General features: G+C 74.2%; 10 protein-coding genes. 1 reads left to right on the top strand and 9 read right to left on the bottom strand.

Annotation, left to right across the window (positions count from 1 at the left end; all coding sequences use genetic code 11):
• Positions 1–218 precede the first annotated feature (218 nt).
• Positions 219–1112 (top strand): ATP-grasp domain-containing protein, encoded by an 894-nt coding sequence (locus ACZ4IF_RS02705; protein ID WP_467558905.1) that lies wholly within the window; start codon positions 219–221, stop codon positions 1110–1112.
• Here the strand turns inward: ACZ4IF_RS02705 and ACZ4IF_RS02700 are convergent.
• The 9 genes from ACZ4IF_RS02700 to pgfA all read right to left on the bottom strand — a co-directional run bounded on the left by ACZ4IF_RS02700 (position 1096) and on the right by pgfA (position 13233).
• The gene (locus tag ACZ4IF_RS02700; protein WP_467558903.1) at positions 1096–1689 is read right to left on the bottom strand and encodes a hypothetical protein; all 594 of its coding nucleotides are present in this window, start codon (positions 1687–1689) and stop codon (positions 1096–1098) included. The genes ACZ4IF_RS02705 and ACZ4IF_RS02700 overlap by 17 nt on opposite strands.
• Before the next feature lie 39 nt (positions 1690–1728).
• Positions 1729–1956, bottom strand: coding sequence for a Trm112 family protein (locus ACZ4IF_RS02695; RefSeq protein WP_095934094.1), 228 nt, complete (start codon positions 1954–1956; stop codon positions 1729–1731).
• A complete protein-coding gene (locus ACZ4IF_RS02690; protein WP_359487707.1) occupies positions 1953–2858 on the bottom strand; it encodes a hypothetical protein in 906 nt (301 codons plus the stop codon). Before ACZ4IF_RS02690 ends, ACZ4IF_RS02695 begins: the two co-directional genes overlap by 4 nt.
• A 15-nt stretch (positions 2859–2873) precedes the next feature.
• Positions 2874–3608 carry a class I SAM-dependent methyltransferase gene (locus ACZ4IF_RS02685; protein WP_467558901.1) on the bottom strand — a complete coding sequence of 245 codons (735 nt, stop codon included), beginning with the start codon at positions 3606–3608 and terminating at the stop codon, positions 2874–2876.
• Complete coding sequence (locus ACZ4IF_RS02680; RefSeq protein ID WP_467558899.1) at positions 3605–5302, bottom strand: condensation protein; 1698 nt, start codon at positions 5300–5302, stop codon at positions 3605–3607. Before ACZ4IF_RS02680 ends, ACZ4IF_RS02685 begins: the two co-directional genes overlap by 4 nt.
• Positions 5299–9918, bottom strand: coding sequence for an alpha-(1->3)-arabinofuranosyltransferase (locus tag ACZ4IF_RS02675; RefSeq protein WP_467558897.1), 4620 nt, complete (start codon positions 9916–9918; stop codon positions 5299–5301). Before ACZ4IF_RS02675 ends, ACZ4IF_RS02680 begins: the two co-directional genes overlap by 4 nt.
• A complete protein-coding gene (locus ACZ4IF_RS02670) occupies positions 9915–10622 on the bottom strand; it encodes a class I SAM-dependent methyltransferase (protein WP_359487709.1) in 708 nt (235 codons plus the stop codon). The genes ACZ4IF_RS02675 and ACZ4IF_RS02670 overlap by 4 nt, the downstream gene beginning before the upstream one ends.
• A gap of 212 nt (positions 10623–10834) precedes the next feature.
• Positions 10835–11986: a glycosyltransferase family 4 protein gene (locus tag ACZ4IF_RS02665; protein WP_467558895.1), complete on the bottom strand. Its 1152-nt coding sequence runs from the start codon at positions 11984–11986 to the stop codon at positions 10835–10837.
• A gap of 269 nt (positions 11987–12255) precedes the next feature.
• A complete protein-coding gene (gene pgfA, locus ACZ4IF_RS02660; protein WP_467558893.1) occupies positions 12256–13233 on the bottom strand; it encodes a cell envelope lipid trafficking protein PgfA in 978 nt (325 codons plus the stop codon).
• Between the last annotated feature and the right edge of the window lie 260 nt (positions 13234–13493).

Genomic DNA, 13493 nt, shown 5'->3' with positions numbered 1-13493 from the left:
GCGTCAAGTTCTCACACGTCACCGAGAGTACGGGCCCCCTCCGGCCCGTGCCAGGGTTTTCCGAACGATCTTTCCCGCCCGCGGGACGGCCCGTCCGGGAACCCGGCCCGCGGGTACCGCGGCGGCCCCACCGAAGGGGGAGGTCAAAAGGCCTGGGGCGGCAGCCCGGGTGGTTGTTAGCCTCCCCGAGGACCAGTCGTACGAAGAGGGAGTCCGCCGTGGCCCGCACAGCCGACCGCGCCCGTATCGCGCTCGCCACCTACCGGCCGGAGGAGGGGGAGACCAGCGCGGACCGGGACCTGCCCGTGCTCAGGGCCGCCCTGGAGGAGGCCGGCGCGGAGGCCGCCGTCGTCCACTGGGACGACTCCGCGGTCGACTGGGCGGCCTTCGACCTCGTCGTGATCCGGTCCACCTGGGACTACAGCCGGCGCCTGGCGGAGTTCGTGGCGTGGGTCGAGCGCTGCGCGCAGGTGACCCGGCTGGCCAATCCGGCGGACGTCGTGCGGTGGAACTCGGACAAGCGGTACGTCGGCGATCTCGCGGCTGCGGGGGTGCCCGTCGTGCCCACCCGGTACCTCGCGCCGGGCGACCCCGTCGAGCTGCCCGGCGACACGGAGTTCGTCGTGAAGCCGACCGCCGGGGCCGGCGCACGGTATGCCGCCCGGTACCTGCCCGAGGAGCGGGAGACGGCGGTGCGCCAGCTCGCGCGGATGCACGCGGAAGGCCTGACCGCGATGGTGCAGCCGTACCTGAAGGGCGTCGACGTCCGCGGCGAGCGGGCCCTGCAGTTCTACGGCGGACGGCTGCTGCACGCCAGCCGGAAGGGGGCCGTGCTGGAGCCGGGAACGCCCTTCGACGGTGACAAGGTCCCGCATCCCCGGCTGGAGGTCTGGGAGCCGTCCGCCGCGGAACTGGCCGTGGCCGGGCGGGCGCTCGCCGCCGTGCCGGGCGGGCCCGACGCGCTGCTGTACGCCCGGGTCGACCTCGTCGACGGCGACGACGGCGAGCCCCGGGTCATGGAGCTGGAACTGATCGAGCCGAACCTCTTCCTCTGGCTGCACCCCGGTTCGGTGCCGGCCGTCGTGGAGGCGGTCCTCAGGGCCGCTCTCTGACGGCGACGCGCTGCAGCAGCCCCCAGGTGAACTCCGCCGCGCACTCCCGCGCGGCCCCCGACGTGTCCGGCGCCGAGAACGCCAGGCCCCAGCGCGTCGGCGCGGTGCCCTCCAGGGGGCGCGCGGGGGCGAACGCGCGGGCCGCCTCGTCGACCGTGCAGGACCAGGGGAGAAGGTCGTCCACGGTGCGCAGTTCGGGGCCGGGCACACCGGGCGCACGCACCAGCCACTCGTTCCAGGCCACGCCGTTCGGCGCGACGAGGACCTCGAAGCGCAGCTCGGGCCAGAGCGGGACGGACCACAGCAGGGCCTCGCAGTCCAGGTCGCCGATCCGGCGCGGGGTGACGGACTCCGGCTCGCCGAGGACCGAGCGGTAGCGGGCGACCGCGGAGCGGGAGCGCGGGGCGTGCAGCATCGCCTGCCAGCGGCGGTTGGCCTCGCGCATGTCGGCGACACCGACGCCGAGCCGGTGGCGGGCGTCCTCGACGAGTCCGGGGTTGTGGTCGGCCATACGGCGCAGCAGGACCAGCTGGAAGTCGAGCGGGGTGAAGGGGGCGGTGGGGCGTTTGGCCGGCATGGGTCCATCGTCGCCCACCCGGACCGCTCCGCGGCCGGTTCAGGGGGCCATGCGTTTCAGCAGCTCCTCGTGCTCGTCCTCGGTGACCTGCACCCCGGAGGACGGCAGCAGCTGCGGGATGCCGTCGACGACCGGGTAGCGGCGGCGCAGTCTCGGGTTGTACAGCGCTTCCTCCGCCGCCACCGACTCGTCCGGTACGAGCAGGTGGAGCGGCCCCTTGTCCAGCGGGCAGGCCAGGATCCTCAGCAGCGGGTCGTCCGGGTTCATGGGGGTGTCAACTCCTTGGCACCGATGGGGGGTCGGGGTGCTTCGTCGTGCTTGGGCATGGCGAGCAGGACGGCCACCGCGAGAGCGGTGCCCGCCAGGCGCAGGGCGAGCCGGACCGGGTCGTGCGGCAGCGCCTCGCCGAACGCGAGCGTGCCGAGCACCGCGGTGAACAGAGAGGTCACCGTCGTGCAGACGGGCACGATCAGCGAGGCCCGGCAGCGCTGGAGCGCCGCCTGCGACATGACCAGGCCGAACGCGCCGGTGAACACGAGCAGGTACGGGTAGGGGGAACGGAGCAGGGCGAGGACGGCTCCTCCCGGGTCGTGGGCGGTCAGGCGGCTCGACACGCCCTTGATGGCCAGCGAACTCACCCCGTAGAGCAGACCCACCGCCACGCCGTACTCGACGCCGGTGGTCGGCATGCGGTGCCGGTTCCGGGACCGGCGCTCGGCCGCTCCGTACAGCCAGACGCCCAGTGACAGCGTCGGCAGGCAGACCGTGAGGATCAGCGGGGCGGGCGCGCCGCGGCTGACTGTGTCGGAGTCCTCGTTCAGGGACAGCACGACCATCAGCAGAGCGGCGAGGATCGCGCCGAGCGCGTACCGCTCGCGGCCCGTGGTCTCCTCACCGAGCAGCCGGGAGGAGAGCAGGACCAGCAGGACGAGCCCGGAGACGAAGATGCCCTGCGCCGCGGCGATCGGCAGCGTGCGGTAGACGGCGAGCTGGGCGGCGAACCCGGCGGCCAGGGCCAGCGAGCCGCCGATCCACAGCGGGCTGCCCAGCACCAGCCGCAGCAGCCGGGCGGGCCGGCGGATGTCCACGTCGGGCAGGGCCGCCAGCGCGCGTTTCTCCAGGACGAATCCGGTGCTGTACAGGACGTTCGCCAGCAGTGCCGCGGCCACTCCCCACCACATGGGCTACGTCCTTCGTGCGTGCAGGAGCAGGATGGACGACAGGGCGGGCGCGGCGCAGGCCAGCCGGTCCAGGGGACGCAGCGGACGCGGTACGCCGTGGAAGGGGGCGCCCGCCAGCCGTACGACCTCGAAGCCCGAGGCGGTCACGAACTCCCGCAGCGCGCGCGCCGTGTACAGCCGCAGGTGGCCCACGACCTCCTTGCCCGGGCGGCCGTGGATCGCGCGCAGGCTCACCTCGGAGAAGACGGGCTGGACACCGGCGAGGAGCAGGGCCCGGTTGTACCAGGCGGCGAGGTTCGGGGTGGAGAGCATCAGGTGGCCGCCGGGGCGCAGCACGCGGCGGATCTCGTCCAGGGCGGAGTCCGGGTCGGTCAGGTGCTCGACGACCTCGCTGAAGAGCACCGCGTCGGCCGACGCGGTCGCGAACGGCAGCCCGCCGCCGCCGAGTTCGCCGCGGACCGCGTACGGCAGCCGCGCGTGGGCGCGTCTGAGCGCGTCCTGCGACCAGTCGACGCCGACCAGGCGGTGCCCGGCGAGCAGCGGGGCCGCGGTCGCGGCGGCGGTGCCGTCCCCGCAGCCGATGTCCAGGACGGTCCGCGGGCCCGCCGTGGCCGGGCCGAGCGCGGCGGCCAGCATGCGGGCCTGCCGCAGGCTGCGCGGTGTCCCGGAGGCGACGGGGACGGAGGGGTCCTCGTAGAAGTCGCGCAGTCCGCCGGGGGCCGGTGCTGTCGTCGTCATGCGCCGTTCGCCTCTCTCAGCTCCGTGGCGTGCAGATAGTGCTCGAAGAGGTCACGCAGATGCGCGCCGTCGCCGTGGCTGAGCAGCGTCCGCGACCAGCGCAGCGCGAGGTGCAGACGGCCCGCCGTGGACGCCGTCGTGACGGTCAGGCCGCGCGGCATCCGGGCGGGCGCCGAGAACCAGACCGCGTGGGCGCGGCCGGCCGCCTCGCCGAAGTCCAGGGCGTACGGGATGCGGCCGATGTTGCTCAGCAGGACGGTCGACGTCCAGGGCCCGGCGGCCCGCCGCAGCCCCCGGGTGACCGCGGCGCGCCAGGCGACGGGGACCACGGGCGCGGTCAGCAGGGCCGCGCCGTGGCCGAGTTGGGGGCGGTCCACGGACTTCAGCGCACGGGTGCGGTTCGCCGTGCGGCGCAGCAGCTCGGCCATCCGGTCCGCGTTCACCTCGTCCGGCGCGAAGGTGACTTCGACCAGCCGTGTGCCGTTGCCGATCGGCATGTCCGCGTCCCTCGTGCGGTCGTCGACCGGCATGGTGACGCGCAGCGGGCGCGGTCGTGCGCCGTGTTCGCGGTTCCAGTGGGCGACCATCAGCACCGTCGCGGCCATGAGCTGGTCGTTCACCGTGTACGGGGAGCCCTTGGGGCGGCGCGGCACGCTGAGTTCGGTGACGAGCAGGCCGTTGCCCGCGGACGGCTCGGGGGTGCCGTGGGCGACCCGGGCGGGCGGGGTCCAGGTGGAGGGGCCCACCGCTTCCTCCGCCCCCGGCGCCTCCGGTGTCCGCACCGGGGGTGCCGTGGGGGTGTTGTCCCGGCCGCCGTACAGCTCGGCCGCCGTCGCCAGGATGCGCAGACAGGCGGGGCCGTCCAGGGCGGTGTGGTTGATGGTGAGGAAGAGGACGGTGCCCTTCCCTTCCGGCCGCCCACCGCCGGCACCGGCCGCCGCACCGCTGCGGTCACCGGTGGCGCCGGCATCGGGACCGCCGGCTTCCGCGTCGGCGCCGTCTCCCGCCCCGGCGCCACTGTCCGCGGTGGCGCCGGGGCCACGGCTGTCGTCGCCGCTGCCCGCGCCGGTCGCGGAGCCGCCGGCGCCTCTCGCGACGCCGCTCCCGTCGCCGTCCGGGCGGGCCGCGGTGCCGTGCGCCGGGGCACCGACACCGTCCCCCGGCGCGGGGCCGCCTCCCGCCGCGGGGCCGCTGTCCGGCCCCGCGGGGACGGCCGCTCGCGTGGGGAGGGCCGCGCCCGTCCGGCCGACCGCGTCGGTCGCCTCGCTGCCGATCGCCGGGCCCGCGCCCTCGACCACCTCCAGCCGGATCGGCGGGGAGGCGGTCAGCGGGGGCGCCGTCAGCAGCGCCCGGGTCCGCGCGTCGCGCAGCGCGTCCCGGCTGGGGAGCGGGAAGGCCACCACGTCCAGGTCGGGTTCGGAGGTCAGCTCCCACTCGTAGCGCCGCCGGTACCAGGGGCGCGGGGCCTCGCGCATCAGGATGCGGGGATGGCGGCGGAGCGCCTCCGCGAACGCCGCCCTCAGCCGCGCCGGTTCGAGCCGTCCCGGCAGGTGGACCTCGATGTGGACCGTCTCCGGTTCCTCCTCCTGGAGGCAGTGCCGGGCGACCTCGTCCACCACCGGGAACGGGACGCGGACGGGCGGCCGGGCGGGGCTGCCCGTGCCGTCCCGCGGGGGGCGCTCCACAGCCGTCATGGGGTGTCGCCCCTCCCCGTGCCCGTGCCCGTGCCCGAGCTCGTGCCTGTGTCCGTGCCCGAGCTCGTGTCCTGGCCCGTGCCCGGACCGGGCTCCTCGGGCGGTGTCACCCTGAACCGCGGCTTGCGCAGCGCGATGCGCGCGGTCGGCGGGTCGGGCTCGGCCCGGTCCGCCCCCGGCCCCCGGGCGGAGACGGTCGGACCGGACGCGACCCGGCGCTCCCCTCCCGCACCGGACCGCCCCCCTTCCGTCGCACCGGACCGCTCCCCGCCCGAAGCGGACCCCTCGGCCGTTCCCGGCTCCGCCACGGCGGAGCCGGCACCCGGCTCGTCGGCCCGCGCCTTCTTCTCGAAGCCTCCGGGCAGCGGACCGGCCGGGGTTCCGCTCCCCGGCCCCCCGCTCGCTGCGCGCACCCGGTGCGGCAGCGGTGCCGTCGGGGCCTCCGACGACACCGGCGGCTGCGTCGGCCGCGCGGCCGGGACGGTGCCGGACCCCGGCTCCCCCACGCTCACCAGGCCCGCGAACAGCCCGATGAGTGCCAGGAGTTGGGCGGTCGGTCCGAAGGCCCCCTCGTCCGCGGACACCGGCGAACCGGCGCCCGTCGCCGCGGCGATCCCGGCGCCGGCGAGCGCGAGGAACGCGATCGGGACGAGCAGGGTGTGCCGCCGTCGCGCGAGCAGGGCCAGCGCCGGCACCAGCAGGGCGAAGAAGCCCGCGACGACCACGCCGACCAGGGTGAGCGCGACCAGGCCCGACCAGAGACCGGGCAGCGGGGCCTCCGGCTGCGGTGCGTCGGGGTTGGGCGCGCGGCGTCGCCACAACACGAGGCCCACGAGGGCGGCCACCGCGACACCGCCGCCGATCAGCCCCGCCTCGTACGTCGTCGACGGCTCGTACGACAACGTGACCGTGCCGCCCGCACCGGACGGGATCTGCCAGCCCTGCTGCCAGCCGTCGAGCCGTACCGGCGTGAGTTCCCGGCCGTTCAGCGTGGCCTTCCAGCCGTCGTTGTAGTTCTCGTACGTCGTCAGGTACGAGGCCGCGCCGGAGCCGACCGTCACCGTACGGCGGTCGCCCAGCCAGTCCCGGATCGTCAGCTCGCGTCCGGCACCGGCCGCCTCGTCCACCGTCCCGCGCGTCAGCGTCACGTCCGTGAGCGCCAGCGGCCCGGCGTCCCCCGACTCGACGCGGTGGGAGCCGTCGGCGAAGTCCAGCGCCGTGTCCTTGCGCCCCTCCTGGCAGAGCGTCACCTCGACGCCCCGGCGTTCGACCAGGTCGCGCACCGTGCCCTTCGCGGCGGTCTCGTACAGCTTCCCGTCGACCGCGACGACCGGGCCCTTCCCGCACGGGAGCGAGAACGGGCGGGTGCCGGACGGCTGCGGGGTGCGGTACCGGTCGAGCGCCGGAACGTACGCCTCGGTGAGGCCGACCGGCAGCTGCAGATCGGCGTCGGCGACCGGGTTGTGGACGGTCAGCGGAGCGGTCTCGGTGACGGTGATGTCGAGACGGTCGGTGGTGATGGGGTCGAAGCGGGCCCAGCCGTTCTCGTCGACGCCGACGACGGCCGCCCCGTCCGGGGAGCTGATCTCGACCTTGGCCGGCCGGGTCGACAGACCGCCCGCCGGGGCCAGCACGAGGGACGAGACCGGCTGCTTGTCCGGCCAGCTCAGATGGATCGTCGGGTTGCCGCCGGCGATCCACGCCGTGGTGAGGTCGCCGTCGGTGAGATTGCGCGCGGACAGACCGGCGCCGAGCCGCGCGGTGGAGTCAGCCGTCGCGGTGATCCTGCTCTGCTGGTCGGGCGCCACCTCGTAGAGCAGCTCGTCGAGCTCGGCGCCGGGAACCGGGACCGCGCTCGCCTTCATCGCGTACGTCCCCGCCGTCGAGGTGGCGAAACTGCGGTGCAGCCCCGCCTCCGTGCCGGTGGGGGAGAGCCCGGTGGGGTCGGTGGTGCGGTGCAGGGAGACGACCTCGGCCGACGCCGCGGACGCGTCCGGTCCCGAGGCGTCCGTGGGCAGCCGCAGCAGTCGGGTGACCTGGACGTCCGGGAGGGCGATCTCGGAGAAGCCCGCGCCGGTGAGACCGGCGTGCTGTCGTGTCGAGTCCACGATCGTGATCTTCAGCCAGCCCGTGGACCCGGGGCGCGCCCCGACCGTCTGCTTCATGCCGTTCGGCTGGAGATAGCTGGTGACGGAGCCCTTCTCCGTCTCCACCCGGATCCGTGTCGCCGCCGCACGCACGCCGTCCTGCGGCAGCGGTGTCACCGCGAACGACGAGGGCACGTCCACGGACCCGTCGAAGCGGATCCGCAGCCACTGCCCGTCCGCCGAGCCCGCCGCGCCCTCGGCCCAGGCCGTGTCGGGGTTGCCGTCGAAGGCGTTCACGGGGTCGTACTGCGGAAGGTGGAACAGCCAGTTGCCGGTCGAGGACGCGGTCACCGAGCGGGCGCCGCGCAGCTGTGCGACCGTCTGGTGCTCGATGCCCTTCGTCGGCAGGATCTGGTGCGGATTCTTCCCCGCGTCCTGCACGCTGTCGCTGTCGTTGCGCTGGTCGCGCGTGTACGTGTACGAGGTGTTGGCGTCGACCAGGCCGAACCGGGTGTCGGCGCGCCGCAGCCCGTCGCCCACCACCTGGACCTGCGGGGTGCCGAGACCGGGGTGGTTGTCGCCGGTCAGCACGGCGGCCCGGCCCCGTGCCGCCGGGTCGGCGGCCAGCGGCAGCAGTGCCTCGGGGCCGCCCGAGACGACGGCGGTGTCGGCGATGGGTTTCAGTCCGGCCTGACCGGGCCGCGGCACGTCCCGGCCGGCGGGCTCGTAGATCTCCACGGCCCGCCCGCGCGGGTAGAGACCCTCCACCTGGAGGGGCGTGTCGTTCGCGATGCGCCCGCCGGTCGTGACCGGACCGAACCCGGTCACCCGCCGGTACCCGGACTGCTCCAGGGTGCGCCGCACGGTGGCGGTGGGCACGTACCCGAGCTGGTCGGGGTCCAGGTCGTTGCGTACGACGACGTAGTAGAGGCCGGCCCGGCTCAAGTAGTCCGCCAGTCCGGGGACTTGGCCGCCGGTCGTCAGCGCCTGCTCGACCGCGTCCATGGCGCGCCGGTTGCCCGGGGTGCCGAAGGGCACGTAGTCGCGCTCGGCCCAGCGGGAGTCGGCGAGCACGTCCAGGGGCTCGTCGATCGGGGAGCCCCAGGTGTAGATGCCGTGCGCGGTGGCGGGCACGACGAGGGCGCGGGAGTCCGGCGAGTACTTCTCCAGCCAGTCGGCCGTGGTCTGCCAGTACCTGGGTAGCTCCTGGAACGAACCGGGCTGCAGGATCGACCCGTTGAGGTACGGCCAGGCGAGCCCGGGCAGCACCAGCACCGCGGCGATCAGCGGGGCGAAGCGCCGGCCGCGCATCGGGCGGGCACCGCGCGCCTCGGCGGCGACCGCGGCCAGATGGGCCAGGCCCAGGACGAGCGCGAGGGCGAGCCCCGTCTGGAACTTGTAGATGTTGCGGAAGGGGACGAGCCAGCCGTTCAGCCAGTCCTGGACCACGCCGTGGAACGGCGCGCCGAACGAGCCGCCGTACCCGGCGAGGGTGACGAGCGCGACCGTGAGCACCGTGAGCACCAGCCAGCGCCGCTCGGGCATGTCCCGTCTGGCCAGTCCGGCCAGGCCCAGACCGGCCGCGAGCGCCGAGCAGACGATGACGACCACGGAGGACGCGACGGTCCAGCCGGCCGGCAGCCAGGCCTCCCCGAAGTTCAGGTAGGCCACCCAGTTGCCCGCGCCGCGCAGCGACTCGGTCGCCGACATGGTGGCGGTCGTCGTCGCCGAAGTCTCCACGTAGGGAAGGAAGTTCTCGCCGTAGACGCCGAGCACCAGCAGGGCGATCCACCACCAGGCCGTCGCCAGGATCACGCCCGGCACCCACCAGGCGATCAGCTTGCGCTGCCGGGGCCCGCGCGGGCGGGACAGCAGGTACAGCCCTGCGGGGAGCAGCGACGCCAGGGTCGACGCCGCGTTCACCCCGCCCATGAAGGGGACGACGAGCGCCGAGCGCAGGGCGGCGATCCGGGCGGCGTACCGCTCGTCGGCGAGCGGCAGCAGCACCCAGGGGAGGAGGGCACCCGGCAGCGCCGCCGCGGAGGTCGAGCCGACGACGACCGTGAAGACCGGCCACAACGCGTACGCGACGGCGGCGAGCAGCCGGGAGGCGGCGCTGCCCACGCGCAGTCGTTCCGCGAGCCGCAGCGCGCCCCAGAAGGCGACGGACACCACGACCGACAGCCACAGCCGCTCCGCGAGCCACACCGGCAGGTGGATCAGCCTGCACAGACCGTAGAACGGCAGCATCGGCCACGCGTAGCCGACGTATTGGTCCTGGAGGCCGCCGAAGCCGCCCCGGTCGTGCCACAACTGGCCCAGGTCGGACAGGAACTGCCACGGGTCGAGTGCCACGCCGAGCTTGGTGTCGAACGTCGCCCGTCCGGGATGCACGGCCAGGAAGAGGACGAACACCACGGCCCAGAAACCCAGCAGCCAGCGGCGCGAGCGCGGCCCGTGCGGGGGGCCGGCCGCGGTCGTGGCGGGGCGGACGGCTGCCGGGGGAGGAGCCTGGACCGTGCTCGTCATGGTGGACACCGCCGGAGGATGAGGAGGAGGTTCCAGGTGGCGAACTCGCGCAGTCCGGGCGTCTTCGCGACGGCCGACGCGAGGAACGGCCAGTAGCGGGAGCGGGCCGTGACGACCGTGACGTCGTCGCGGGCGCGCACCTGCCGCAGGGTGCTGCCGATGTGCACGGCGAAGAGGTTCTCGCCGAGGGTGTGCTTGGCGTCCCTTCCGGTTCGGCGGCGGTAGCGGGCGCGGGCCCGCTCGGCGCCGAGGTAGTGCCAGGGCGCCCACTCGTGGCCGCCCCAAGGGGACAGCCAGTTCGTGAACGACACGTAGATCAGGCCGCCCGGGCGGGTCACCCGGACCATCTCGCTCAGGAACGTCTGCGGGTCGGCCACGTGCTCCAGCACGTTGGAGGAGAAGCAGACGTCGGCGACACCGTCCGCCAGAGGCAGCAGATAGCCGTCCGCGACGACCGTCGAGCCGGCGGGTGCGGGCCCCAGCTCCCTGACGTCCGGCTCGAACAGATAGGCGTGGGCGCCGCGCCGCCGGAACTCCTCGGTGAAGTACCCGCTGCCGCCACCGACGTCGACGACGACGCGGCCCTCCACGGGGCCGTACGCCTCGACCTGGTCCGCGGCGTCCCGGGCGAGCAGTGTGTAGCAGGACTCGGGGTCCTCCTGCTCCTGCAGAAAGGCCCGGAAGAGCGCGAGGGAGCGCCGCAGCGAGGGGTCCTTGAAGTCGGTGCCCCGGGTGCCCCCGACAGCTCCGCCTGCCCTGCAGTCCGCCGCTCGCGGGGCCTGTGCGGTCTCGGCGGTCTCCGGGACTCCTGAGACGTGCGGCGCCCCGGCGGGCCCTGGGCCTCCGGCCGGTCGCCCGGCCCGCGGGGCGTGCGCCGCACCGGCCGCCCGTGCGTCGGGCCTGGTCCAGGGGGACGTCATGGTGTCCAGCCCCTCACCGCCTCCGCGGCCACCGCTCCGAACTGGCGGACCGTGTGGTTCCAGCGGTAACGGGCCGCGTGGTCGCGAGCCGCCCTGCCCATCAGGGTGCGACGCTCCGTGGACAGCGCGAGGGTGCACCAGGCCGCGGCGAAGGAGGACTCGCCGCGCGCCAGCAGGCCCGTCTCGCCGTCGACGACGGAGTCCCGCAGCCCGGGTACGTCGAAGGCGATCGCCGGGGTCTCGCGGGCGGCGGCCTCGGTGACCACCAGGCCCCAGCCCTCGACGGCGGACGGATGGAGCAGCAGCCACGCCGCGCACAGCAGCCGGTGCTTCTCCGTCTCCGGGACATGGCCGGTGAACTCCACCTGCGGCCCGGCGAGTTGTTCGAGACGCTCCCGCTCGGGCCCGTCGCCGACGATCACCAGCCGGCCGCCGGTGACCGGACGCACCCGCTCCCACAGCCGCAGCAGCAGATCGATCCGTTTGTACTCGACGAGCCGGCCCATCGCCACGAAGAGAGGTTCCGGCGAGCGCAGGGCGCGCGGCCCCGGCTGCTCGACGCCGTTGTGCACGACCCGGATGCGGTCCCGCTCGACCCCGATCGCGCGCAGGGCGTGTGCGGTCGACGGCGAGACGGCGACCAGCAGACCGCCGCGCTGCGCACCGGCCAGGGCCCAGTGTTCGAGTCTTCGTCCGAGCCGGGCGGCAGGGGCCAGCGGTCCGCCGAACCGCATGCTCCACAGGTCGGTGTGGACGTGGTTGACCAGGCACAGGGTGGGCCCGCGGTGCCACAGCGGGGCCAGATAGGGCAGGCCGTTGCACACCTCCACCAGCAGGTCGCAGTCGCCGACCTGACGGTGCAACGCGGGCCGTGCGCGCAGGAAGTGGCCGAGATCGCCGCCCGCGGACACGACCCGGTAGTCGCGGTAGGCGGCCGGGCCGCCGCACAGCAGTGTGACCTGATGGCCGAGCCGGGTCAGTCCTCCGGCGAGCCGGTCGACCAGGAGTTCGGAGCCGCCCGCCGCCGGATTGCCGAGATCGCGGCGGGCGAGGAAGACGATCCGGCGCGGATGTGGGGGGAGCGCCGGGGGGTACTGCGCGGAGCGCGGAAACGCGGCGCGCAGCGGGGAGGGCACGTGCTGGGGCATGGGTGCTCCAACTCGTCTCAGGGTGCGGAACTCAGCGTGGGGGGTGGGGCTCGGTGCGGATTCACACCTTCCGGTCCGGTGACGCGTCTTCCGCAATTCCTCCTGCGGACGACGCGCACGATCCGACGAACTGTGGGGGATGTGGGAGTTCGCTGTAACGGGGATGTGCGTGGGCTGTGCTCGGGTGGGGTGGACAGTTTTCGCCCAGCCGTTCCCCGCGGCTACTCACCGGGGTGACAATTTCCGGCCTTTGTGGAGCTGACGGAACATCACATCGTGAGAGAAGGGTCGGAAGAGTCGGGCCTATCGGGACCGGGTCGCCCGCGTACCACCAAAACGGCCCCCACGGCGGCGAGGACGAATCCCAGCACGCCGGCACCGACCGGCACCGTCCGCCCCACCATGCGCAGTTGGCCGCTCTCGCTCTTCGCCTGCTTCACCTGGTCCTTCTGCGTCGCGGTGTCGAACGCCAGCTTCCGGCTGTCGAGGAGCACCGCTGCGTCCTTCTCCCCGCCGGGGGCGCGCAGCGTCCGGCGCGGGCCGACCTGCGCGTAGATCACCCGGCCGGTGCGCTGGTCGACGACCAGCTCGATCAGGTGGTTGGCGTACCACTCCTCGGCGAGCACCTGGCTGCGCTCGGGCTCCCCGACCAGCGCGCCCGGCACCTGCCGGGTCCCGGTCCGGGTGGCCGGGACGGTTCCGGTGAACCGGTAGCCCTCGTACCCGCGGATCTTCTTGGTGCCCCGGTAGTGCAGCGTGACCGTCGCGCCGAGGGAGTTGTCCCACCAGCGGTAGGCGCGTTTCTGCACGTCGAAGGGGAACTTGAGATAGGCCTCGCCCTCGAAGTACGGGTGCTCCTTGCAGCAGTGCGCGGGAGCGTTCGTCCGGCGGTCGGTCACCCAGCGGCCCGGCACGAACTCCAGCGCGTCGTGCGGGTCCGCCGCCGGCAGCGACTTGTCCGTGTCGACCGTGGTCGTCACGTCCCAGACCGCCTTGCCGCTGCGCTCGCTGTCGGCGACGTCACCGCGCACCTGCTGGGTGACGGTGATCCTCCGGTCGGTCACGGTCTTGGCCTCGTCCACGTCGAAGACGCTGCCGGTGCCGGTGTAGACGGCGGTCGTGTCGATGTCGATCGGGTTCACGGCGGCGCGTGGTTCCACGTACCAGGCGAGCATCGGGGCCAGCACGAGCAGGAAGGTGCCGAGACCCAGGAGGATCAGCGAGAGGGGTGAGACCTTGCGGCGCATCCGGGCACTCCAGGGGCGTGAGGAGGCTCGACGCACGGGAGGTATCGGGTGGTTCGAGGCGATACGGGTGCGTCGACACCGGGAGGGAAAGTGCACGTGCGGTATGGGCCGGGAACCGTAGGCGCACCCTTGACGGGTGTCAATGCATTGTCGAGACTGGCTCTGCCGGACGGGGCCGGCGTGGGCAGTGACCGTGGGACCACTCGACCGGTGGCCGCACGGGTCCGGGTGGGGACGACCTCCGACAGAGAGGCTGACCC

The sequence above is a fragment of the Streptomyces sp. NPDC025784 genome (genome assembly GCF_055558435.1).
Note: the sequence above shows the minus strand (reverse complement) of the source record. Positions and strands in the feature narration are given on the sequence as shown.

Excerpts from the sequence above, each read along its gene's own strand:
- ACZ4IF_RS02700 (WP_467558903.1), bottom strand. The coding sequence starts at position 1,689 with ATGCCGGCCAAACGCCCCACCGCCCCCTTCACCCCGCTCGACTTCCAG.
- ACZ4IF_RS02695 (WP_095934094.1), bottom strand. The coding sequence starts at position 1,956 with ATGAACCCGGACGACCCGCTGCTGAGGATCCTGGCCTGCCCGCTGGAC.
- ACZ4IF_RS02685 (WP_467558901.1), bottom strand. The coding sequence starts at position 3,608 with ATGACGACGACAGCACCGGCCCCCGGCGGACTGCGCGACTTCTACGAG.
- ACZ4IF_RS02680 (WP_467558899.1), bottom strand. The coding sequence starts at position 5,302 with ATGACGGCTGTGGAGCGCCCCCCGCGGGACGGCACGGGCAGCCCCGCC.
- ACZ4IF_RS02675 (WP_467558897.1), bottom strand. The coding sequence starts at position 9,918 with ATGACGAGCACGGTCCAGGCTCCTCCCCCGGCAGCCGTCCGCCCCGCC.
- ACZ4IF_RS02665 (WP_467558895.1), bottom strand. The coding sequence starts at position 11,986 with ATGCCCCAGCACGTGCCCTCCCCGCTGCGCGCCGCGTTTCCGCGCTCC.
- pgfA (WP_467558893.1), bottom strand. The coding sequence starts at position 13,233 with ATGCGCCGCAAGGTCTCACCCCTCTCGCTGATCCTCCTGGGTCTCGGC.